Annotated in this window: 16 protein-coding genes and 2 pseudogenes; 3 read left to right on the top strand and 15 right to left on the bottom strand. The window is 67.1% G+C overall.

Going from position 1 to position 23,449, the window contains the following annotated elements; all coding sequences use genetic code 11:
• Position 1: 1 nt before the first annotated feature.
• The 4 genes and pseudogenes from CKW46_RS11835 to ffh all read right to left on the bottom strand — a co-directional run bounded on the left by CKW46_RS11835 (position 2) and on the right by ffh (position 6,432).
• Positions 2–1,827: pseudogene (locus tag CKW46_RS11835) on the bottom strand (N-acyl-D-amino-acid deacylase family protein).
• A gap of 75 nt (positions 1,828–1,902) precedes the next feature.
• Positions 1,903–3,705, bottom strand: a complete 1,803-nt coding sequence (locus tag CKW46_RS11830) for a serine/threonine-protein kinase (protein WP_482053181.1) — start codon at positions 3,703–3,705, stop codon at positions 1,903–1,905.
• Between the two features lie 48 nt (positions 3,706–3,753).
• Entirely contained in the window at positions 3,754–4,845 is a 1,092-nt protein-coding gene (locus tag CKW46_RS11825; RefSeq protein ID WP_015355179.1) for a metal-dependent hydrolase family protein, read from the bottom strand.
• A gap of 6 nt (positions 4,846–4,851) precedes the next feature.
• Complete coding sequence (ffh, locus tag CKW46_RS11820; RefSeq protein ID WP_117437120.1) at positions 4,852–6,432, bottom strand: signal recognition particle protein; 1,581 nt, start codon at positions 6,430–6,432, stop codon at positions 4,852–4,854.
• 138 nt (positions 6,433–6,570) lie between these two features.
• On the opposite strand from ffh, the gene CKW46_RS11815 reads away from it, so the two are divergent.
• Both CKW46_RS11815 and CKW46_RS11810 read left to right on the top strand, forming a co-directional pair.
• A complete protein-coding gene (locus tag CKW46_RS11815; protein ID WP_117437121.1) occupies positions 6,571–6,786 on the top strand; it encodes a hypothetical protein in 216 nt (71 codons plus the stop codon).
• 215 nt (positions 6,787–7,001) lie between these two features.
• Positions 7,002–8,738: a DEAD/DEAH box helicase gene (locus tag CKW46_RS11810; RefSeq protein WP_482053180.1), complete on the top strand. Its 1,737-nt coding sequence runs from the start codon at positions 7,002–7,004 to the stop codon at positions 8,736–8,738.
• Positions 8,739–8,764: 26 nt separating this feature from the next.
• Here the strand turns inward: CKW46_RS11810 and CKW46_RS11805 are convergent, their stop codons facing one another.
• The 11 genes and pseudogenes from CKW46_RS11805 to sepIVA form a co-directional block, all read right to left on the bottom strand.
• A complete protein-coding gene (locus CKW46_RS11805) occupies positions 8,765–11,203 on the bottom strand; it encodes a [protein-PII] uridylyltransferase (protein WP_015355176.1) in 2,439 nt (812 codons plus the stop codon).
• Positions 11,204–11,296: 93 nt separating this feature from the next.
• Positions 11,297–11,635 carry a nitrogen regulatory protein P-II gene (gene glnB / locus CKW46_RS11800; protein ID WP_117437124.1) on the bottom strand — a complete coding sequence of 113 codons (339 nt, stop codon included), beginning with the start codon at positions 11,633–11,635 and terminating at the stop codon, positions 11,297–11,299.
• Complete coding sequence (locus tag CKW46_RS11795; protein ID WP_482053179.1) at positions 11,632–13,065, bottom strand: ammonium transporter; 1,434 nt, start codon at positions 13,063–13,065, stop codon at positions 11,632–11,634. Before CKW46_RS11795 ends, glnB begins: the two co-directional genes overlap by 4 nt.
• Before the next feature lie 143 nt (positions 13,066–13,208).
• Entirely contained in the window at positions 13,209–14,585 is a 1,377-nt protein-coding gene (ftsY, locus tag CKW46_RS11790) for a signal recognition particle-docking protein FtsY (RefSeq protein WP_482053178.1), read from the bottom strand.
• Positions 14,586–14,644: 59 nt separating this feature from the next.
• On the bottom strand, positions 14,645–18,247 hold the full coding sequence (gene smc / locus CKW46_RS11785; RefSeq protein ID WP_020786548.1) for a chromosome segregation protein SMC: 3,603 nt from the start codon (positions 18,245–18,247) through the stop codon (positions 14,645–14,647).
• 98 nt (positions 18,248–18,345) lie between these two features.
• Positions 18,346–18,627: an acylphosphatase gene (locus CKW46_RS11780; RefSeq protein ID WP_231395683.1), complete on the bottom strand. Its 282-nt coding sequence runs from the start codon at positions 18,625–18,627 to the stop codon at positions 18,346–18,348.
• A gap of 6 nt (positions 18,628–18,633) precedes the next feature.
• Positions 18,634–19,038, bottom strand: a pseudogene (locus CKW46_RS11775) (OsmC family protein); the annotation flags it as partial.
• Positions 19,039–19,128: 90 nt separating this feature from the next.
• Complete coding sequence (mutM, locus tag CKW46_RS11770; protein WP_482053177.1) at positions 19,129–20,007, bottom strand: DNA-formamidopyrimidine glycosylase; 879 nt, start codon at positions 20,005–20,007, stop codon at positions 19,129–19,131.
• Positions 20,008–20,739 carry a ribonuclease III gene (gene rnc, locus CKW46_RS11765; protein WP_482053176.1) on the bottom strand — a complete coding sequence of 244 codons (732 nt, stop codon included), beginning with the start codon at positions 20,737–20,739 and terminating at the stop codon, positions 20,008–20,010. It lies immediately after the preceding gene.
• Positions 20,736–21,329, bottom strand: a complete 594-nt coding sequence (locus CKW46_RS11760; RefSeq protein ID WP_117437131.1) for a YceD family protein — start codon at positions 21,327–21,329, stop codon at positions 20,736–20,738. Before CKW46_RS11760 ends, rnc begins: the two co-directional genes overlap by 4 nt.
• A gap of 74 nt (positions 21,330–21,403) precedes the next feature.
• A complete protein-coding gene (sepIVA, locus tag CKW46_RS11755) occupies positions 21,404–22,141 on the bottom strand; it encodes a cell division protein SepIVA (RefSeq protein WP_482053398.1) in 738 nt (245 codons plus the stop codon).
• A 269-nt stretch (positions 22,142–22,410) separates the two neighbouring features.
• On the opposite strand from sepIVA, the gene CKW46_RS11750 reads away from it, so the two are divergent.
• A complete protein-coding gene (locus tag CKW46_RS11750; protein WP_036426411.1) occupies positions 22,411–23,196 on the top strand; it encodes a thioesterase II family protein in 786 nt (261 codons plus the stop codon).
• Positions 23,197–23,449 lie beyond the last annotated feature (253 nt).

The raw sequence follows: 23,449 nt of genomic DNA, 5'->3' as shown, positions 1-23,449 counted from the left end.
CTCAGGCGCTGACGCTAGCTGCCGTGTATCGCTGCCCCGCCCTCAGGTACCGGCCCGACCGCACCGTTTGACCATAGCCGTCCCGGAACTGGCCGGTGCCGAACACCACGGCACCGGCCACACCGGTGGCGATCACGGTCGCGTCGTTGCGATTGACCATGCGCGACAGGCCGCCATAGAACGGCACCTGCGCCTCATGATAGCCGTCTACCGATTCGTCGCGGTGGGCCTGCAGCAGACGGTGTATCGCCTGACCGGTGAACTGGCCGAGTGGTTTGGCGTCGATGCCGGCACGTTGCGCGAGGCGGGTCGATCACCACGAAGTCCGCGCGGTCACCGGGACAGGAACGGCTTTCCGGCCCGCTCGGCGTCCCAGGTTCGCTTGAGCAACCGCAAGGGGAAGTTGTAGAAGGCCATGTTGCGCAGGTGCGCGCCGGCGTCGGAGAAGCCCATGTGAACGCCGGGCTCGGCGGCCAGCTTGTTGAGCTGTTTGGGACGGTGGTTGGCGACGACGGTCGTCCAGCGCACGTTGCGTTCGCCGTTTTCGACGAGCACGTCGAGGAACGCATCGAGTGGATGCAGCCCGCGCTCGTCTGCGATGGCCCCGAAGCTCTTGCCGATCAACGACTCGTCAGGGCACTCGACGATCACTGCGTCGTGAAAGTCTTTGTGCCACAAGGACGGTCCGAGTTTGGTGCGGTCGAATTCACGCCGAAACTCGCGACGGTAGGACTCGTCGGCCAACAACTGGTTGCGCTGCACTTGTTCGCGAAGGTGCAACGCCGCGGTGCCGGCGCCGAACTCCTCGAAGACCGGCAGGTCGATTCCGTCGGAGTAGAGCTCGAACGGCACCGGCAGGTGCTGGAATCGGACGCTGGCGGCCAACAGCTTGTTCAGCAGCCGGGCACCCAATCCGAACGTGTGCACCGCCATCGGCATCGACTTGGAGTCGGCAGAGACCAGCAAGCTCATCCGAACTCCCTTGCGGCGGTTCAGGATCCGACTGCTGGCCAGGAAGAACAGCAGCGCCGAAGCGGGCTTGTCGACGTTGGGTGCGCTCTGCAGGATTCGCCCGCGCTTGCGCAAAACTTTGATCAGCCGGCGCCGTTCCCGCCACGTCGCGAAGGTCGACGGCAGCGCGCGCGACCGGAAGCGCTCACCGTCGAGCTTGTCGATCGCCGAGTCCATCCCGGACATGCCGAGCATCCCGGCATCTAGTGCCTCATCGAGCAGCGTGGCCATGCGCCCCAGCTCGGCTTCGCTGGGCCGCACGCTCGCGTCGGTGGCGCGTTCGAGCCCGAGGACGGTGGCTCGCAGGTCCGAATGACCAAGCAGTGAGCTCACATTCGGCCCAAGCGGCAGGGAGTCGATGGCCGTGATGTATTCGGCCGCGTTCGACCATGCGCGTTCGCTCTTGGCGGCGGACAAGGCACCCAAGACGAACTGGCGCGGCACCGCCTCGACCCGACTGAACAGGTCGGCGGCATCTTCGGCGCCCGCGTAGACCGTCGACAGGGAGCAGTTTCCGAGCAACACCGTGGTGACACCGTGGCGCACCGACTCGCGCAGCCCGGGATCGAGTAGCACCTCGGCGTCGTAGTGGGTGTGCACGTCGATGAAGCCGGGCATGACCCACTTCCCGGCCGCGTCGATGACCTGGGCGCATCCGGTCTCATCCAGCGGGCCTGCCGACACCGTCGCCACCATGCCGTCGCGGATTCCGAGCGTGCGGGTTTGCGGCGCGCTGCCGGTTCCGTCGAACCAGAGTCCGTCACGGATGATCACGTCGTAGGTCACAGTTCCTCCAGATTGCGGGTTGCAGACAATCTAACATAGATAGCGATCACTCGCAATCTTTTTTGGATTCGCGCTCCTCCCCCATTTGTGCTGGGCAGTTATCGATCAGCGGCCGGGGCCCGACGGCGCAGTGGTCGGGGTGGTCGGGGTGACCGTTGGCGTCTCGGACGGGGACTCGGACGTGGCAGGCGCCTGAGGGGCTTTGGGGATCGTCACCGGGTTGGGCACCTTGATCCCAGGCGGAATATCGCCACTGCGGCTAGCCACCGCGGGGATCCGGATCACGGCCGATTGTTGGCCGCACTCATTGGTTTCCACGGTGACCACCAGAGCACCGACGAGGTCACCCGTGGATTGCGGGCGCAGCGTCAGCACCTGCACTGTGGTCTGGGTGTTCGCCTCGCCATTGGGCCCGATGCAGGCAAACCGCACCGTATCGGGCCGCGATCGCCACTGACCTTCGGAAAACTCCATGATGATGGGGGGAATCCCCTGCTTGGCCTGCCCATGACCGTAGCCGTCGAGCATGGCGGCAGCCGCGAGGCACCCCGTCGGTATGCACGAGGATTGGATGGCCCACCAGGTGGTCACATTGGGCGGCTGTGGGCTGGGTCTGCCGTTGTAGAGCTGCTTGGCGCGTTGAATTTCGATGCTGTAGGTGCCGTCCAGGGGCTCCGGGGTGGCGGCCTGGGGGCTGGTGGCCGACGTGCTGGGCGCGGGCGGTGAACTGGTTGCGGGGGCCGCTGCTGGAGGTGGGCTGCTGGTTATCTCACGCAGGCTCGGGATGGCGACGGCCAGCATGCCCACCAACAGGATCGCGACCAGCGACCCGATGAGAATGCGCCGTAGCCTGCGCTTGCGCGGTTCACGGCCCGCCGCGGAGAATTCGTTGAGCCGCCGTGCCAGCGACGCTGCCACCGCCTGCAGCAGGGTGGCGGGCGGCTGGGGAGCCATCGGCATGGGTCCGGGGTGGACCGGGGGCTGCGGCGGTGCGACCGCCGGCCAGCCGTAGGCCGGGTAGTCAAGGACCTCGCGGTCCTGGCTCGCACCGGTGGCCCCGGCCTCCGGAGAGAGGTCCCAGGACGCGCCCACCTCCATGTCGTCCCGGCCGGCAGCGCCGAAACTGCCCCCGACCTCATCGCGCAGCGCATCCGCTAGCTCGTGGCAGGTCCGGAAGCGGCCGGCCGGCTCGGTTGCCAGCGCTCTGGCGAACAGCGCATCCAGCCGTGCCAGGTCGGGACGCAGGTCGCTGAGTTTGGGCGCCGCGGATGGGGAACCGCCACCCGGGGCCGCGCCGGTGAGCAGGATCATGGCGGTGGCCGCCAACGCATGCTGGTCGGAGCGCCCGTCGGCCTCGGCGCCGGTGAGTTGTTCGGGCGCCACAAATCCGGTCGCGTCGCCCGGCGCGCCGTGGGGAGCGGCTATGCCGAAGCCTTTCAACAGGATCCGGGGTTGGCCCTCCCCCGCATTCGTCATCACGATGTCGACGGGTTTGACGTCGCCGTGGACGAGCCCGCGTTGATGGGCATAGTCGAGGGCGTCGGCAACCGGAGCCACGATCTCGAGTACCTCGCCGACCGGCAAGACCGCGGGAAACCGATCGCGCATCAGTTGCCCGACATCGATGCCCTCGATGTAGTCCATCGCGATCCACAGCCTGCCGTCCAGCTCACCGTGGGCGCGAACCTCCACGATGTGCGGGTGATAGAGCCTGGCCGCGATCGCGCTGTCGCGCTCGAATCGCCGGCGGAATGCGTCATCCGACGACCACGACTGCGGAAGGATCTCGAGCACCTGCCAGCCCGGAAAGCCGGGTTCGCTAACCAGATAGCTCTCACCGGTCGCGTCCGCGCGCAACCTGCGAACCACGGTGTAGCCGGCATAGACCGCACCGTTGTCCAACGCCATTTCGCGATAATAGCCAGGCGCGAGTAGCCGCGCACGACCGCCGCTGAGCTAGCGGTGACCTAGTTGGTTGGGGCGATAGGTCCGGCCGCGCAGGATCACCAGATCCGGCCGGTTAAGTATTGCGGCACCCCGACGGGGGTCTTCGGAAAAGCACACCAGGTCCGCCGATGCCCCGTGCTCTACCGTGGGCCGGCCCAGCCAGCGCCGCGCCTCCCAGCACGCGGCACCCAGCGCCTCGGTGGCGCTCATTCCGATCTTCTTGAGGGCTTCGACCTCGTCGGCGATCCGCCCGTGTTGGATCGTGCCGCCCGCGTCGGTGCCGGCGTAGATCGCAATCCCCGCCTCGCGCGCCGCCGCGACCCGCGGGTAGGTGCTCGCATACAGGTCGCGCATGTGGGCGGCGTAGGTCGGATAGCGGACGGCGGAATCGGCGATGCCGGGAAAGTTCTCGACGTTGATCAGCGTGGGGACCAGAGCGGTCCCGTGGTCGCGCATGAGCGAAATCGTGTCGTCGGTCAGGCCGGTGCCGTGCTCGATGCAGTCAATCCCGGCGTTGATCAATCCGGGCAGCGCATCCTCTCCGAAAACGTGCGCGGTGACCCTGGCACCGTTGGCGTGTGCCGCGTCGATGGCGGCTTTGAGTACCTCGTCGGACCACAGCGGGGCGAGATCGCCGATTTGGCGGTCGATCCAGTCCCCGACCAGCTTGATCCAGCCGTCGCCGCGGCGGGCTTGGGCGGCCACCGCGGCGGGCAACTCGGATTCGTCTTCGAGTTCTGGCGCGAATCCCGGAATGTAGCGTTTCGGTCTGGCCAGATGGCGGCCCGCGCGGATGATTCGCGGCAGGTCTTCGCGGTCGTCGAGGGGGCGGGTGTCGGTGGGTGCCCCGCAATCGCGCAGCAGCAGCGCCCCCGCGTCGCGTTCGGCTTCGGCTTGGGCGATGGCCTGGTCAAGCTCGATGGCACCTTGGTGGCCCAGCCCAACGTGGCAATGCGCGTCGACCAGCCCGGGCAGAATCCAGCCGCCGTCGAAGACCGTGTCGGCGCCGCTGACCGGCTCCGTGCTGATGTGGCCGTCGACGATCCACAGCTCGACCGCAGTCTCGTCGGGCAGCCCCCGCCCCCGCACGTGCAGTCGCACGGCGGACTACTTCTTGCCCGGGAAATTCAGCTTGGACAGGTCGAAGTCGGCCAGGCCGGGCGGCAGCTCATCGAGCCCTTCGGGCATCTGCGACAGATCCGGGAATCCGGCCCGCATACCCGGCATACCCGGCATACCCGGCATGCCGAAGGGGCTTTTCACCTTCGGCGGAGTCGGACCGCGGGCGCCCCCCTTCTTGCCCTTCTTGCCGGCCTTGCCTTTTGCACCCTTGCTTTTTCGGGTCGCGGACTTGCGCCCCATGCCGGGGATGCCCATGCCGCCGAGCATCGACGACATCATCTTGCGAGCTTCGAAGAAGCGGTCGACCAGCTGGTTGACCTCCGACACCGATACACCGGAGCCGTTGGCGATACGCAGCCGCCGCGACGCATTGATGATTTTGGGGTCGGCCCGTTCTTCGGGTGTCATACCGCGGATGATGGCCTGGATCCGATCCAGGTGCTTGTCGTCGACCTCGGCCAGCGCATCCTTCATCTGCGCACCACCGGGCAGCATGCCCAGCAGGTTGCCGATCGGGCCCATCTTGCGCACCGCGAGCATCTGCTCGAGGAAGTCTTCCAGGGTCAGTTCGCCGGCGCCGATCTTGGCGGCGGCTTGTTCGGCCTGCTCGGCGTCAAAGACCTGTTCGGCCTGTTCGATCAGGCTCAACACGTCGCCCATGCCCAGGATGCGACTGGCCATGCGGTCCGGGTGGAAGACGTCGAAGTCCTCGAGCTTCTCCCCGGTTGACGCGAAAAGGATCGGAACGCCGGTCACTTCGCGGACCGACAACGCGGCACCACCGCGGGCATCGCCGTCGAGCTTGGTCAGCGCCACCCCAGTGAAGCCGACCCCTTCCCCGAATGCCTGGGCGGTGGCCACGGCGTCCTGGCCGATCATCGCGTCCAGGACGAACAGCACCTCGTCGGGGTTGATGGCCTTGCGGATGGCCGAGGCCTGGGCCATCAACTCCTCGTCGATGCCCAACCGGCCGGCGGTGTCCACGATGACGACGTCGAAATGCTTGGCCTGGGCTTCGGCCAGCCCCGCCGCGGCGACGGCTACCGGGTCGCCGGGGCCGGATTCGGGCGAGGCGCCCGGATGCGGCGCGAATACCGGCACCCCGGCCCGCTGGCCGACCACCTGCAGCTGGTTCACTGCGGCCGGTCGCTGCAGGTCACACGCCACCAGCAGCGGCGTGTGGCCTTGGCCGCGAAGACGTGCGGCCAACTTGCCGGCCAGCGTCGTCTTGCCGGACCCCTGCAGACCGGCCAGCATCACCACGGTCGGCGGTGTCTTGGCGAAAACCAACTCGCGCGTCTGGCCGCCGAGGATGCCGACAAGCTCCTCGTTGACGATCTTGACAACCTGTTGCGCCGGGTTGAGGGCTCCGGATACCACGGCCCCACGGGCGCGTTCTTTGATCCGGTGGACAAAAGCCCGAACCACCGGCAACGAAACGTCGGCCTCGAGCAGGGCCAGCCGGATCTCACGGGCAGTGGCATCGATATCGGCGTCGGTGAGGCGGCCCTTGCCGCGCAGCCCCTGCAGGGCACCGGTCAACCGGTCGGACAGCGATTCAAACACGACCGCCAGCCTAATGCGTAATCATGGTGCGGCACCGTCGTGGCCCTTGGTCCGCTCGCCGGCGCGACAAATCCCGCCGTGCCACAGCGCGACCTCCCGCCGCGATTGAAAGCCCGCCGGAAGGGCTAACCAAGCCCCATGGTTGCGTTCCGAGTTATCGATCCGCACGGCGCGATCGTCGCGACGAAGAACTGCGACAGCGCCGAGGACGCACACACGTGGTTCACCGGCTCGGTTGCGGGCAGTTCCCGGCTGGGCTGGCGGTTGGAGGTCAACGACGGCGGCCAGTGGGCGTTCTTCGACGACACCGGCGGATTCAGCGCGCCGGCAAGCCGCCACCGAGCGTCCGGGTAGCTCCCAGCACCGCACCGACCGGTGTCGTGCACGTGCCGAAATGTGTTGTCATGCTAGATTTCACACTCGCCAAGTCGTCGACCGGCCGATGAAGACCGTCGTGAGCTGCGCCGCGAGGGCACCGCGCGGCAGCGACGCCGCGGATCCGGGGCTTGGCAGTGGCTCGATTGGTGAACGCCAGGCGCGGCCGAACAGCTACGGGGGGAGCAAGGTCGATGCAGTCGGTAAGCCCCGCCGAACCCATCATCGAGGGCACTCGACCGCTGCGCAGCTGGCAGCGCAGGGCGCTGGTGAAGTACCTGGGCACCCAGCCGCGTGATTTCCTGGCGGTGGCCACCCCCGGGTCCGGCAAGACGGCATTCGCCCTGCGGATCGCGGCCGAAGCGCTTGGTCAGCGGGCCGCAGAGCAGATCACGGTGGTGGTGCCCACCGAGCATCTCAAGACCCAGTGGGCGCAGGCGGGCGCTCGGCTGGGCCTCTCGCTGGACCCGAAGTTCAGCAACTCCAACGCCCAGACTTCGGCCGAGTATCACGGTGTGGTGGTCACCTATGCCCAGGTCGCAGCGCATCCGACGCTGCACCGGGTGCGCACCGAGCAGCGCAAGACCCTGGTCATCTTCGATGAGATCCACCACGGCGGCGATGCCAATACCTGGGGCGACGCGATCCGGGAGGCGTTCAGCGACGCGTCGCGCCGGCTCGCGCTGACCGGGACGCCCTTCCGCAGCGACGACTCCCCCATCCCGTTCGTCAACTATGAGCCCGACGGGGAAGGTGTGTTGCGCTCCCAGGCCGACCACACCTACGGCTACGCGGAGGCCCTTGCCGACGGCGTGGTCCGGCCGGTGGTGTTCCTCGCCTACTCCGGGCAGGCCCGCTGGCGCGATAGCGCGGGCGAAGAGCACGAGGCGCGACTGGGCGAGCCGCTGTCGGCCGAACAGACCGCACGGGCGTGGCGCACGGCGCTGGATCCGGCCGGCGAATGGATGCCCGCGGTGATCGCGGCCGCGGACCGGCGACTGCGTCGGTTGCGCGAGCACGTGCCCGATGCCGGGGGCATGATCATCGCCTCCGACCGCACCGCCGCCCGCGCCTACGCCGCGTTGCTGCAGAAGATGACCGGGGAAACACCCACGGTCGTGCTCTCCGACGACCCCGGATCATCGGAACGGATCACGGAATTCTCCAACGGCACCAGCCGCTGGCTGGTCGCGGTGCGCATGGTGTCCGAAGGCGTCGACGTGCCCCGCCTGTCCGTGGGGATCTACGCCACCAGCGCTTCGACACCGTTGTTCTTCGCGCAGGCCATCGGCAGATTCGTCCGGTCCCGCCGACCGGGCGAAACCGCGAGCATTTTCCTGCCCTCGGTGCCCAACCTGTTGCAGTTGGCCAGCGAACTCGAGGCCCAGCGCAACCACGTGCTGGGCAAACCGCATCGCGAATCCCTCGATGATCCGCTCGACGGCGATCCGGCCACCAAGACACAAGACGAGCAGGGCGATCTCGAGAAGGGCTTCACCTCGCTAGGAGCCGACGCCGAACTCGATCAGGTCATCTTCGACGGCTCCTCGTTCGGGACCGCCACCCCGGCGGGCAGCGACGAGGAAGCCGATTATCTGGGCATCCCCGGCCTGCTGGATGCCGATCAGATGCGCGCCTTGCTACACCGTCGCCAAGACGAACAACTGCAGAAGCGGGCCCAGCTGCAACAAGGGGTCACACAAGTCGGGACGCTGGCCGAGCCGGCCACCACCCACGGCCAGATCCGCGAGCTGCGCCGCGAGCTCAACACCCTCGTGTCGATAGCCCACCACCGGACCGGCAAGCCGCACGGATGGATCCACAACGAACTGCGGCGGCGCTGCGGTGGACCACCGATCGCCGCGGCAACCCGCGACCAGCTCAAGGCGCGCATTGACGCGGTGCGCCAACTCAACGCCGAACATGGGTGAGGCCGGCCGGCCCCCGGTTCGCACGGCTAGTCGCCGACGGGCTCGTCGAGCAGCACGTCCGCGGACCCACCCAGCACGGCCGAGAGCTGCTGCTCCATCGCGGCCCGTGCTTGGGGCTCCTCGAGCCCGGCCGAAACCGTCACGCAGAACACGTCTGCGGCGGTCGAACCGAACGTGTTCACCTTGGCCCAGACGATGTCTGCGCCCGCCCGTTCCAGCGCGCGCGTCAGCAGCGCGAGCAGTCCCGGCCGGTCCATCGAACGAACTTCGAGCACCAGCTGATCGGGGGCGGCGGAGTCGAGCCAAAGGATGCGCGGCGGCGCGGTCGAACGCGTGACCGGCACCCCCGCGACCACCTCGCCGGCTCGCTGGGTCGCGTTGCTGGTGGCCTCGCTGTCCCGCTTTTCCACCATGGCGAGGGCGTCGATGTCGCCGCTGAGCGCGCCGACGAACTGCTGACGCAACAGGTCGGCGGCGGCCGGGGTGCCGAAAAGCGGGGACACCACGAATTGGGTGATCGCGACGCCCTCGTGGCTGTTCACCCACGCCGAATGCACACCCAGCGAATTCAGCGCCAACACCGCCGCCGCCTTGGACACCAACCCGGGCTTGTTCGGAGCGGCCATCACCACCTGGTACATGCGAGCACTCTCGCCGGGCGCGATCTCCACGTGCACTCCGTGGTCGGCCGACAGCGAAACATAGTGTGGTGCTTCGGGATCGGCACGCGGCAGCGGTTCGCCCGCCATCGCCAAGCGGCAGCGCGACACCAGGTCGTCGACCAGCGACGCCTTCCAGTCACTCCACACACCCGGACCGGTCGCCTTCGAGTCCGCTTCGGTCAGCGCACGCAGCACCTCGAGCAATTGCGGATCCCCGCCCAGGGCCTCCGACACCCGCGTGATGGTGCTGGGGTCATTCAGGTCGCTTCGGGTGGCCACGACCGGTAGCAACAAGTGGTGGCGGACCAGCTTGGACAGCAGATCGATGTCGGGGGCGGAAATGCCCAGCCGCTGGCCGATCGCCACGACCATCTCGGCGCCGAGCACGCTGTGATCGGCTCCCCTGCCCTTGCCGATGTCGTGCAACAGCGCGCCGAGCGCAAGCAGGTCGGGCCTGGCCACCTGCGTGGTGAGCGGCGCCGCCTGCACGGCGGTCTCGATCAGATGGCGATCCACCGTCCATTTGTGGGCCACGTCGCGCGGCGGCAGGTCTCGGATCGCACCCCACTCCGGCAACAGGCGCCCCCATAGCCCGGTGCGATCGAGCGCTTCGATGGTCACCACCGCGGTAGGACCGGCCAGCAGCACCACCAGCAGGTCGTCGAGGACCTCTCGGGGCCACGGCGTCGGCAATTCCGCAGCGCTGTCGGCCAACCGGCGCAGCGTGGCGGCACCGATCGGCAACCCGGCGTGGGCCGCCGCGGCGGCCACCCGCAGCACCAGACCGGCATCTTGTTCGGGTTGGGCATCGCGGGCCAGCACGATTTCGTTGGCACATTCGACCACGCCCTCGTCCAGCGGGCGCCGCTTGGGGCGCCGCCGCAGGGCTGAGATGCCGCGCCGGGGCAGGGCATTGCAGGCGGTCCGCAGCCCGCTTTCGGCGTGGTAGGCGATGGTGCGGCCAGCACTGGACAGCATCCGGGCCAGGTCGAACCGATCACCGAAATGCAGCGCCGCGCTGATGTCGTCGGCATGTTGAGCCAACAGCAGGTCGCGGCCACGGCCGGAGACCCGGTGCAACTCGGTACGCACATTGAGCAGGGTGAGGTATGCGGCATCCAGTGAACCCACCGGCATGTCGGGCGTGACCAGGCCGTGGCGATCGATGAGCTGGGCGATCGCCAGCGCGTCGAGCAACTGGACATCGCGCAGGCCACCGCGACCCGACTTCAGATCGGGCTCGGCGCGGTTGGCGACGCGCCCGCAGCGCAGCCAACGGTCGTGGGTCATGTCGACGAGTTCGTTCATCCGCGAACGGATTCCGCTGCGCCACTGGCGGCGTACGCCGTCGATCAAGCTCGCCGAGAGCTGTTGGTCCCCGACGATGTGGCGGGCTTCCAACATGCCCAGCGCGGCCGCCATGTCGGCACCGGCCACACCCAGGGCATCCGAGACGGTGCGCACACTGTGGTCCAGCCGAATGTTGGCGTCCCACAGTGGATACCACAGCGCATCGGCGACATCGCCCAGTTCCTCGACGGGTTTGCCGTCGTGCAACAGCACCAGATCCAGGTCCGAATACGGCAGCAGCTCGCGCCGGCCGAGCCCGCCGACCCCGACGATCGCATAACCGCTGTCATCGGCGATCCCGATCTGCGCGGCCTTGACGATCAGCCAGGACTCATGCAGATCCAGCCACGCCTGCCGCAACTCGGCCGGATCCATGTCGCGATGATCATCGGACAACAACTGGCGCCGCGCGGCAGCCAAATCGCTTGCCGCGCGGACACTCCCCGGCTCCATGACCTCCGAATCAGATAGCCCGGACGGGTCCGGCCGGTGCTGTCTCACGCCCGGCCGGCCCATCCGGATTCGTTGCGCAATGCGCGGCTATTCTCACAGCACGTCAGGTCCGCGTTCACCCGTGCGTACTCGCACGATGGTGTCCACGGGGCTGACCCACACCTTGCCGTCGCCGATCTTTCCGGTGCGCGCGGCCCGGACGATGCTGTCCACGACCTTGTCCACGATGGAGTCGTCGACCACGACCTCGATTCGGACCTTGGGCACGAAGTCCACCGAATATTCGGCGCCCCGGTAGACCTCGGTGTGCCCCTTTTGCCGCCCATAGCCCTGGATCTCGCTGACCGTCATTCCCAAGACTCCAGCTTCTTCGAGGCTGGTCTTGACGTCGTCGAGGGTGAACGGCTTTACGATCGCTGTGATCAGCTTCATTTCGGCTCCGCCTCCACTTTCTCGCCTACTCGCTCCTCTAGGCCGTTACGCGAATCCGCGACGATGCCGGGACGAGGTAGAACCGAACCGCTAGCGACCGCGAAGTCGTAGCCGTTCTCGGCGTGCTCAGCCTCGTCGATGCCCGCGGACTCCTGCTCCGGACCCAGACGCAACCCGATGGTGTACTTCAGGATCAAAGCAAGGATGAACGTGACTACACCAGAATAGATGAGAACGCTAGAGGCTCCGACAGCTTGTCGTACCAGCTGATCGAAGCCGCCGCCGTAGAACAGGCCCTTGGAGACACCCTCGACTCCGTTGATGGCCGGGCTCTCCGGGGCGGCCATCAGGCCCACCAGCAAGGTGCCGGCCAGACCACCGACCAGGTGCACGCCGACCACGTCGAGCGAGTCGTCGAATCCAAGTCTGAACTTCAATCCGACCGCCAGCGCACACAGCACCCCGGCTACCGCGCCGACCACCAGCGCGCCCAGCACGTTGACCGAAGAGCACGACGGGGTGATGGCAACCAACCCGGCGACAATGCCCGAGGCGGCACCCAGCGTGGTCGCCTTGCCGTCCCGGATTCGCTCGGTGAGCAGCCAGGCGAGCATCGCCGCGGCCGTAGCGACGGTGGTGGTGACGAACGTCGTGGCCGCGGTGCCGTTGGAGCTGGTCGCCGAACCGGCGTTGAACCCGTACCAGCCGAACCACAGCAGCCCCGCCCCGAGCATCACGAACGGCAGGTTGTGCGGTCGGAACAGCGTCGTGGGCCAACCGCGGCGCTTGCCCAGCACCAGCGCCAGCACCAAGCCGGCCACACCGGCGTTGATGTGGACCGCGGTTCCCCCCGCGAAGTCGATCGCGTGCAGCTTGTTGGCGATCCAGCCGCCGGTGGCAGCGGTGACGCCGTCGAACGAGAAGACCCAGTGCGCGACCGGGAAGTAGACGAAGGTCGCCCACAGTCCGGCGAACAGCAACCAGGCGCCGAACTTGAGCCGGTCAGCCACCGCCCCCGAGATCAGTGCGACCGTGATGATGGCGAACATCAGCTGGAATGCCACAAACACCGTCATGGGCAGCGAACCGGCCAGCGGGATGTCCACCGCCGCGGTCTGCGTGGCGGGATCCGCGGGCGCCCCATTGCCCCCGATCAGCCCCTTCAACCCCAGGTATTCGGTCGGGTTTCCGGCGACGCCGCCCATGTCGTTGCCGAAAGCGACCGAGTAGCCGTAGAGCACCCACAGCACGGTCACAACGCCCATCGCGCTGATGCTCATCATGATCATGTTCAGCACGCTCTTGGCGCGCACCATGCCGCCATAGAAGAACGCCAGCCCCGGCGTCATCAGCAGCACGAGCGCGGAACTCGCCAGCATCCAGGCAGTGTCGCCGGTGTCGGGCACGCCCGTTATCGGGAAGTCACTCACTCGTTATCACCTCCAGTCAGCGTTGGGAGGGCCCCAGATTTGTTGACTGGTGACCTGATCCAGAACCATGCGCAGTAGTTGTTGCAGCAATGGTGCCGACGTGTTTCATCAGGATTAACGTAAAACTTGCTGTGGAGTAGCTTTCAGCCGAGCAGGGCGTCGACAAACGCGGCGGGTTCGAACGGCGCCAGGTCGTCGGGGCCTTCGCCGAGCCCAACCAGCTTCACCGGCACGCCGAGTTCCTGTTGAACGCGAAAGACAATGCCGCCCTTGGCTGTTCCGTCCAGTTTTGTCAGCACCACCCCGGTGATGTCGACGACCTCGGCAAAGACCTTGGCCTGAGCCAGCCCGTTCTGCCCGATGGTGGCGTCGAGCACCAGCAACACCTCGTCGACGGCCGCGCGCCGGGTCACCACACGCTTCACTTTGCCCAGCTCATCCATCAGGCCGACCTTGGTGTGCAGCCGACCGGCGGTATCGATGAGGACGACGTCGGCGCCCGCGGCAACCCCCTTGTCGACGGCATCGAAGGCCACCGATGCCGGATCGGCTCCCTCGGCCCCGCTGACCACCTCCGCGCCCACCCGGGCCGCCCATGTCTGCAGCTGGACCGCCGCCGCCGCCCGGAAGGTGTCCGCCGCACCCAGCACCACGCGCCGGCCATCGGCCACCAGCACCCGCGCCAGCTTGCCGACCGTGGTGGTTTTGCCGGTTCCGTTCACGCCGACCACCAGCAGCACCGACGGATGGTCCGGATGCGGCAACGCGCGGATCGAACGATCCATGTCGGGTTGCAGCGCCTTGATCAGAACATCGCGCAGCACCGCCCGGGCGTCATCCTCGCTACGGACATTGCCGCTGGCCAGCCGGCTGCGCAACTGTGACACCACCGCCTCGGTGACAACCGGCCCGAGGTCGGCGACCAACAGGGTGTCTTCGACGTCCTGCCAGGAGTCCTCGTCCAGGTCACCGCCGCCGATCAGGCCCAGCACACTGCGCCCGAGCGCGTTCTGCGACTTGGCGAGGCGTCCGCGCAGGCGCTCCAAGCGGCCTTCCGGCGGCTCGAGAACCTCGGCCTCGGCAACCTCGGGCGCTTCGGGCGCTTCGGGTGCTTCGGGCGCTTCAGGCACTTCGGGCGCTTGGGGGGTCTCAGGTGCGACCGGCGGCGCCACCGGTTCTGCGGCAACCGGGGCGGGGGTCTCGGGTTCGGGCTCGATTTCTGGTAGATGAACCTCGGAGATGGTGCGTTTCGGGGCGTCGCGCGGGATGGTCGCATCGTCGCCGACCGCGGGCAGGCCGCTGGTGTCTATCCGATCGGCCGGTTCGGTGGTCGTTGGCGTCTGGCTGAAGGTGATGCCCGAGGACGCCGTGTAGCCGCCCGAACGGTCTTTGGACTCCACCTCCGGCCGGGCCGCCAGGCTGATCCGGCGCCTGCGGTAGCGCAACAGACCCACAACCAGCGCGACGATGACAAGCAATGCGGCAATGACCGCGATCGCGACCCACAGACCTTCCGACACGCTGACAATCCTTCCAGTGCTAGACGCGAGGCAGTTTCCGAAGCAGTTTCAGCCGAACGCTACGACGAGTTGGCAACCAGCCGATCGACCTGCTGACCGCGGATCCGCTGCGAGATCACCGCGGTGATGCCATCGCCCTGCATGGTGACCCCATAGAGCGCATCGGCGACTTCCATCGTCGGCTTCTGGTGCGTGATGATGATGAGCTGCGATCGGTCCCGCAGCATCTCGAACAGGCCGATCAACCGGCGCAGGTTCGTGTCATCGAGGGCCGCCTCCACCTCGTCCATGATGTAGAACGGCGACGGACGGGCCCGGAAGATCGCCACCAGCATCGCCACCGCGGTCAGCGCCTTCTCACCACCGGAGAGCAACGACAGCCGGGAGACCTTCTTGCCGGGCGGGCGGGCCTCCACCTCGATGCCGGTGGTGAGCATGTCCTCGGGCGCGGTGAGCCGCAACCGGCCCTCACCCCCCGGGAACAACGAACTGAAGACGATCTGGAACTCACGTTCCACGTCGACGAAGGCGTCGCTGAACACCTGCAGGATGCGGGCATCGACGTCGGCAACCACATCCAGCAAATCCTTGCGGGCCGCTTTGACGTCCTCGAGCTGGGTGGACAGGAAGTTGTAGCGCTCCTCTAGCGCAGCAAATTCTTCCAGGGCCAGCGGGTTGACCCTGCCCAGCTCCGTCAGTTCACGCTCGGCGCGTTTGGCGCGGCGCTGCTGGGTGGCGCGATCAAAAGGCATCGGGGCCGGCGCGACGACCTGCTCGCCACGTTCGCGGGCCTGTTCGAATTCGGCCATCTCCAGCTCGGTGGGCGGCAGCGCAACATCTGGGCCGTACTCGGCGACCAGATCTGAGGGCGCCATCCCGAACTGCTCGAGCACCATCTGTTCGACTTGCTCAATTCGCAACGCCGCCTGGGCATTTGCCACCTCGTCACGGTGCAGCGAATCAGTCAGTGTGGCCACTCGGGCGCTCAGCGAGCTGGTTTCTTCGCGAACCGCCGACATCGCCGCTGAACGCTGCTGCCGCTCGGCCGCCAACTCGTCACGAAGCTGCGATGCCGCGTCGACCACCCGGTTCAACCGCCACGCCAACAGCCGCCCGGATTCTGCGACGGCCGCGGCCACCGCCGCCGAGCGCAATCGAACCGCCCGCGCAAGCTCGGCGCGCACCCGGGCTTCGCGTTCCGCCGCGGCGGCCCGGCGCAGCGAGTCAGCCCGCCCGCGCAACGCGTTGGCACGCTCCTCGGCGGTCCGCACGGTGAGCCTGGCCTCCACTTCAATGGCGCGCGCGCTCTCGGCAGCCGCCGCTATCTCCTGGCGGTCGACCGGTTCGGCAGCCTGGACGTGCTGGGACTCTTGAGCGTTGCGCAGCCGGCTCTCCAGCTCGAGGACCTCTTCGAGGGTCTGCGTTCGCCCAACCTCTAATTCCTCACGCTGTCGCAGCAGCCTGGTCCACTCTTCCTCGGCCCCACGCGCATCCTGTCCGATGCGGCCCAGTTGCTCATACATCGCCGAAATGGCGGTGTCGGATTCGTTGAGCGCCGCCAAGGCCTGTTCGGCCGCATCCTGGCGGGCGGTCTGATCGGTCAACGCGCCCGAGAGCGCCGCGCCGAGTTCCGCCACCCGCACCTCCGCGGCGGCCAGCTCGCTACGGGCCTTGTCGATCTCCGATGTGATCTCCAGCGTGCTGGGTTTGCGGTCCGAACCGCCGCTCACCCAGCCGGCACCCACCAGATCACCGTCGAGGGTGACCGCACGCAGTTGAGGTTGGGCCTGCACCAGATCCAGCGCTTCGGACAAGTCGTTGACCACGACAACGCCCGAGAGCATCGCCGTCATCGCTGGCCGTAACCGCGACGGCACCTCGATCAAATCCAGCGCCCACAGCGTCCCGGACGGCAGGCCACCGGCCGCCCGGTGGTCGTGGGCATCCGGCCAGTCACCCAGCACCAGCGCGGCGCGGCCGCCGTCGGCCTGCTTGAGCGCGGTGACCGCGCTGCGGGCTGCCCCGAAACTGTCGGCGGCCAGCGCCTCGGCCGCAGACCCGAGCACTGCGGCAACTGCCGCCTCGTAACCCGAACGCACCTTGACCAGTTGGGCAACCGATCCGAAAAGCCCCGCGTCGCTGTGATTGCGGGCCAGCCACGCCGCGCCGTCTTTGCGGTCCAGACCCACCGACAGCGCCTCGATGCGGGCCCGCAGCGACGCCACCTGCCGCTCGGCGTCACGTTCGGCGACCTGCAGTTCGGCGAGCCGCTGCTCAGCCAGCCGCAGTGCCGCCACCGTGCGTTCGTGCTGCTCGTCCAGACCGACCTCGCCCTGATCCAATTCGCCGACGCGGGCCTGCACGGTCTCGAACTCCGCGCGGGTCTGCTGGGCCCGGGCGGCGGCATGTTCGATGCGCTCGGAGAGCCGCGCAACGCTGTCGTCGATCGATTCGACGCGCGCCCGCATGGTTTCCACCTGTCCGGCCAGGCGCGCCAGCCCCTCACGGCGGTCGGCCTCGGCGCGGACCGCTGCCAGGTGCGCGCGGTCGGACTCGGCGGCACGATGCTCACGGTCGGCCAACTCCGCGCGCGCGGCATCCAGCCGGTCGCGGGCTTCGGCCAGCTCGACCAGCAGCTGTTGTTCGGCGATCGCGACCTGCTCGGCCTCTGCGTCCAACGCGTCCGGGTCGGTGTCGCTGTTGGTCACCGGCTCGACGTCGAGATGCTGAGCACGCTCGTTGGCGATGCGCACCGTGGTGCCCACTCGTTCGGCCAATGCCGACAACCCGAACCAGGTGTGCTGAACCGACTCCGCCCTGGACGTGAGCTCGGCCAGCGCCGCCTCGTGAGCGGCCAACTCTTCGGCCGCGACGGTCAGGCGGGCAGCGGCCTCGTCGTGCTCGCGACGCATCGTCGCCTCGGCTTCGAAAATGGCTTCGCGCTCGGCGCGCCTGCTCACCACATCGTCGGCGGCCAGCCGCAGCCTCGCATCGCGCAGATCGGCCTGAATGGTCTGGGCACGGCGGGCCACCTCGGCCTGTCGGCCCAACGGCTTGAGCTGGCGACGCAGTTCGGTGGTCAGGTCGGTGAGCCGGGCCAGGTTGGCCGACATCGCGTCGAGTTTGCGCAAGGCCTTTTCCTTGCGCTTGCGATGTTTGAGCACACCCGCGGCTTCTTCGATGAATGCGCGGCGGTCCTCCGGTCGCGACTGCAGGATCTCGTCCAGCTTGCCCTGACCGACGATCACATGCATCTCACGGCCGATGCCCGAGTCGCTCAGCAGTTCCTGGACATCCATCAACCGGCAACTGCTGCCGTTGATTTCGTACTCACTGGCGCCATCGCGGAACATGCGCCTGGTGATCGACACCTCGGTGTACTCGATCGGCAGGGCGTTGTCGGAATTGTCGATCGTGACCGTGACTTCGGCGCGCCCCAGCGGTGCCCGCGACGACGTACCGGCGAAAATGACGTCTTCCATCTTCCCGCCACGCAGGGTCTTGGCGCCCTGCTCCCCCATCACCCAGGCCAGGGCATCCACCACATTGGACTTGCCGGATCCGTTGGGCCCGACCACGGCCGTGATGCCCGGCTCGAAGCGCAGAGTCGTCGGCGCAGCGAAGGATTTGAAGCCCTTCAGCGTCAGACTCTTGAGGTACACGACCAGCCAGACTACCTAGCAGCGCATTCGCCCCACCCGGTCCCCCGCAAGCTGGCGGACCCGCGCACCCTCAGTCGCGGTGCGTCTCGCCGCCCGGGCTATCGCTCGCTGAACCCACTGATCGGTTCAACCCGTTGCGACCAGTCCGCGACGACCTTGTCCACCCGGCCGGGAGTGGTATCTCCCTCGAGCAGCCGCAGCAGCTGCACACCCGAGTCGCGCGGCCCCTGGGCGACCACCATCACCCGGCCGTCAGCGTGATTGGCGGCGTAACCGGTCAGGCCCAGCTCCAGCGCCCGGCAGCGGGTCCACCAGCGGAAACCGACCCCCTGGACGTGACCGTGCACCCATGCGGTCAGCCGCACATCCGGCTGTGACACGGGCGCGACATCGGCGACCTCGAAGTTGACCACGGTGCCCGACTTCAGCGTGCGGCCCACGGTGCAGACCAGGTCGATGGCCCGGTCGACGACCACGCGCACGCGCTCCTTCTCCTCTTCGGACAAACCCGACAGGTCCAGCTCCAGGGTCTCCTCCAGCAGCGGATAGCGTTCCTGATCGCGGTCGGCGGCACCGGAAACCCTGACCACGGCTTGGTAGTCGTCGCCGAGACGACGAGCCAGCGGCCGGTCACTGGACATGCCGCTGCACGCGGCAAGCGCAATCTTCATCAACTCGCCCGGGGTGAACACCCCATCGACGTCCTCCGAGCCGATGAGTACCTGCGCACCCCGCGAGCTGTGTCCGGTATAGCGGCGAGCACCGGTGCGTTCGGCCCACAGTTGCGTCATGGCTTCTTTCTACTAAATTGCGGTGCCGCCTCCGGACACCACTACCGCCCCCGGACGGCGCCAGGTCACCCCCCACGAACTCAACTCTGGCTACCGGCGGGGCCGCGGCTGACATCTCGGGCAGTAGAACGACGAGCGGTTCATGAACTTTTCTCGACGCATCACCGCACCACAGCGCCGGCAGTGTTCTCCTTCGCGGCCGTAGGCGTCCAGCGATCGGTCGAAGTAACCCGACTGACCGTTGACGTTCACATACAGCGAATCAAACGAGGTACCGCCCTTGGCCAGCGCCTCACGCATCACATCGGCGGCCGCATCCAAGACCGCGCCCAGTTGCCGACGGGTCAGCGTGGCGGCCACCCGGGCGCCACGCACCTTGGCCCGCCACAGCGCCTCATCCGCGTAGATGTTCCCGATTCCCGAGACCACCTGCTGGTCGAGGAGTTGGCGTTTGATCTCAGAGTGCTTGCCCCGCAACACTTTAATGACGGAGTCAACGTCGAATAGCGGATCAAGCGGGTCACGCGCCAGGTGCGCGACCGGCGCCGGTACCACGCTGCCGTCGACGCTCACCAGGTCGGCAAGCTGCCACCCGCCGAAGGTCCGTTGGTCGGCGAAGCTCAGCACCGTCCCGTCATCGAGCACGGCGGAGATCCGCACGTGCTCGGCGCGTGGAACACCCCCCAGCAACATCTGCCCACTCATCCCCAGGTGCACCACCAGCGCGGCGTCCGGATCATCGCGCCCGGTCGTGGGCGCCCCAGCGTCCAGCGTCAACCACAGGTACTTGCCGCGCCGATCGGTTCCGCTGATGCGCGCGCCGAGCAGCCGCGCCGTCAGGTCGGCCGGCCCGGCTTCGTGGCGGCGCACCGCACGGGGGTGGTGGACCCGCACCGCGGTCATCGTCTTGCCCACCACGTGGTCCTGCAGGCCGCGCCGCACCACCTCGACTTCGGGCAGCTCGGGCATCTAGGCCGACGAATTGCCGGGCATGGCGCCGTCGAGGACTTCCAGACCTTCGAGTGCCTGGTAGGCGGCGGCCGCCGCCTTCTGCTCGGCTTCCTTCTTGGAACGCCCGACACCCGATCCGTATTCGGTGTTGTTCACCACGACCACCGCGGTGAACTCCTTGTGATGATCCGGACCGGTGGATGTCACCGCATAGAACGGGGCGCCCAGACTGCGCGAGGCGGTCAACTCCTGCAGGCTGGTCTTCCAATCCAATCCGGCGCCCAGCGTGGGTGCCGCGTCGAGCAGCGGACCGAAGATGCGCAGGATCGCCTCGCGCGCCACCTCCATGCCGTGGTGCAGGTATATCGCGCCCAGCAGCGATTCCATGCCGTCGGCCAGGATGCTGGATTTATCGGCACCACCGGTGTTGGCCTCACCCCGCCCCAACAGCATGTGGGCACCCAGACCGTGGTCAGACAGGTGGCGCGCCACATCGGCCAGCGCCTGAGTGTTGACCACGCTGGCCCGCAGTTTGGCCAGGTCGCCTTCCGAGCGTTCCGGGTGCCGGTGGAAGAGTTCGTCGGTGATCGTCAGCCCGAGTACCGCGTCGCCCAGAAACTCCAGCCTCTCGTTGGTCGGCAACCCGCCGTTCTCATAGGCGTAGCTGCGATGCGTCAACGCCAGCGTGACAAGTTCCTCAGGCAGCTCGACGCCCACCGCGTCGAGCAGCGCTTGCCGTGACACGCTCACCGCTCACCCCGCCCCGTCGCCTCGGGGCCGTCGGGGGTGAACATGTCGGCCAGCTTGGACCACCTCGGATCGATTTGGTCATGGTGATGACCGGGCTCGGCATCCAAGGCGACACCGCACTGTGGGCACAGTCCCGAGCAATCGGGCCGGCACACCGGCGACAACGGCAGTTCCAGACCGACGGCGTCGATGATCGGTTGCTCGAGGTCGATCCTCTCGTCGACGACGCGGCTGACCTCGCCTTCCTCCGTGGTCGCCTCGGTGGTGCTGTCGGGATAGGCGAATAGCTCGGTCAGGTTCACCTGCACGCTGCCGGTGACGGGAGTAAGGCAGCGGGAGCACTCACCGACGGTGTCCGCGGCGACGGTCCCTGTCACCAGCACTCCCTCCGATACCGACTCCACCCGCAGGTCGAGCTCCACCGGCGCACCCTTGTCGATCGCGATCAGGTCCAGCCCGATGCGTGAGGGGCTGTCCACAGTGGTGTGCGCGGTGACCATCGACCCGGGGCGGCGCCCGAGTCGTGCAATGTCGACCGTCAAGGGGCTACTTACATGTCCCGATTTTGTCTGGCTGCGCTGCCTTGCCATAGACGAAATCCTACGGCGCGAGCCCGCGATCTGGCGCCATCCGGTTTGCCCGGCCTCCCGGCGCCCGCTCGCGACTAGCGCGTGGCGTAGTCGTGCGTACCGGCCGCGGTGCGTAGCTGGTGGCGTCCCCGCCCGACAGAACGGAGCGTGCCGTTGAGCATTTCCTCGAACTCGGCGAGTTTGGTGTCCACATAGACATCGCATTCACCACGCAGCCGGTCGGACTCGGCGTGGGCGGTATCGACCAGCCGGGTGGCTTCCGCATTCGCCGCCTGGACCACCTCGTTCCGCGAAACCAGGCGCTGCTGTTCTTTGATGCCCTCCTGCACGGCGTTCTCGTAAGAGATGTTGCCGCTTTCGATGAGCCGATCGCATTCCGACTTGGCCCGACTCATGCTCGCTTCGTATTCGCGCTTGGCCGCGGCCGCGATACGAATGGCCTCCTCGCGTGCTTCCCCCACCATCCGTTCGCTGTGCTGGCGCGCCTCACCAACCATCCGATCGGCCTGAGCTTTCGCATCGGAGAGAATCCGGTCAGCCTCCGCACGGGCGTGGTTGAGCATTGATTCCGACTCGGTGGTCGCCGAGGACACCATCGAGTCGACATGGGCCTTGGCCTCCTGCAGCATTGAGTCGCGCGCGTCGAGCACATCCTGGGCGTCGTCGAGTTCACCCGGAATCGCGTCTTTGATGTCGTCGAGCAGCTCGAGCACGTCGCCGCGGGGCACAACGCATCCGGCCGTCATCGGCACGCCGCGGGCTTCTTCGACGATTGCGCCCAATTCGTCGAGCGCTTCAAAGACTCGGTACACGGCCATACCCTCCTGGTATCACTGGCACTGCTGTTGTTACCAGTGTGCCCGGTGTTATCCCTGTGACGATGGTTCGGCACCGGTGTGTCGGGTCTATTTCCAGATTTCAACGCAGCCTCGGCGACCCGCGATACGGCGGTTCCCGCAGCACACGGCCACGCCCAGCGGCCGGCCGGGCCGGCGGGCGTGGCCCCCGAAGCGGTCATCGCCGGGCCCGCGCGGCACCGCGCCAGTGAGTCGGCTAACCACCACGACGAGCAAGAACGCCGATACAAGCGGTTTGTAAACCAAGGTATGGTGACCCCGTGAACGGGCGCTCAAGCAACAGTAAAAGCGACGAAAAGCTAACTGCACCTACGCTATACATCTTCCCACATGCCGGTGGAACGGCGAAGGATTACGTTCCATTTGCTAAGGAGTTTTCCGGCGAAGTGAAGCGGGTAGCCGTCCAATACCCCGGCCAGCAGGACGGGTACGGCCTGCCACCACTGGAAAGCATCCCCGGCCTCGCCGAGGAAATCTTCGCGATCATGAAGCCAGCGGCTCGGATTGACACTCCGGTCGCGCTTTTCGGTCACAGCATGGGCGGAATGCTGGCCTTCGAAGTGGCACTGCGATTCGAAGCGGCGGGATATCGGGTACTTGCCCTGTTTCTGTCCGCCTGCTCGGCGCCGGGTCACATCAAGTACAAGCAACTCAAGGGCTACTCGGATAACGAGATGCTCGACCTCGTCGCCCGGGCAACTGGAACCGATCCAGAATTCTTCAACGATGAAGAATTTCGAGTGGGAGTCCTGCCGACATTGAGGGCAGTTCGAGCCATCGCCGGTTATAGCTGCCCACCGGAAAACAAATTATCGTGCCCAATCTACACATTTATCGGGAGCAAAGATTGGATTGCCACCCGAGAAGACATGGAACCGTGGCGCGAGCGCACCACCGGAGACTTTTCGCTCCGCGAGTTTCCCGGCGACCATTTTTACCTGAACAAAAATTTGCCAGAGCTGGTAAGCGACATAGAGATCGGAACGCTGCAGCAGTTTGACCAAATTTAGCTAGGGCGAAACCTGGGCCCGCGACGCCGGCTGACGGGCGGCTTACGCCGCTCCGGCATCCCGGTTCGCTGCACGCTGACGGGGGCCGCCGGGCCGCCGCAAGCCCACCCAGTTTCGCCCCCGCATGCCACCTAGCCTGGGCCGATGTGCCATGGATCACCCGCGACGGAGGTTTCACCGATGTTACCTTTGTCACAACTGGACGCCAGTCCCAAAACCGCTGGCATCCTGGTCCTAGCAGTCGAAACCTCAT

The organism is Mycobacterium liflandii (assembly GCF_022354805.1).
GTDB lineage: Bacteria > Actinomycetota > Actinomycetes > Mycobacteriales > Mycobacteriaceae > Mycobacterium > Mycobacterium marinum.
Note: the sequence above shows the minus strand (reverse complement) of the source record. Positions and strands in the feature narration are given on the sequence as shown.

Coding starts and splice junctions, on each gene's coding strand:
- CKW46_RS11760 (WP_117437131.1), bottom strand. CDS start 21,329: ATGGCAAGGCAGCGCAGCCAGACAAAATCGGGACATGTAAGTAGCCCC.
- CKW46_RS11830 (WP_482053181.1), bottom strand. CDS start 3,705: ATGGCGTTGGACAACGGTGCGGTCTATGCCGGCTACACCGTGGTTCGC.
- CKW46_RS11815 (WP_117437121.1), top strand. CDS start 6,571: ATGGTTGCGTTCCGAGTTATCGATCCGCACGGCGCGATCGTCGCGACG.
- CKW46_RS11810 (WP_482053180.1), top strand. CDS start 7,002: ATGCAGTCGGTAAGCCCCGCCGAACCCATCATCGAGGGCACTCGACCG.
- mutM (WP_482053177.1), bottom strand. CDS start 20,007: ATGCCCGAGCTGCCCGAAGTCGAGGTGGTGCGGCGCGGCCTGCAGGAC.
- CKW46_RS11805 (WP_015355176.1), bottom strand. CDS start 11,203: ATGGAGCCGGGGAGTGTCCGCGCGGCAAGCGATTTGGCTGCCGCGCGG.
- glnB (WP_117437124.1), bottom strand. CDS start 11,635: ATGAAGCTGATCACAGCGATCGTAAAGCCGTTCACCCTCGACGACGTC.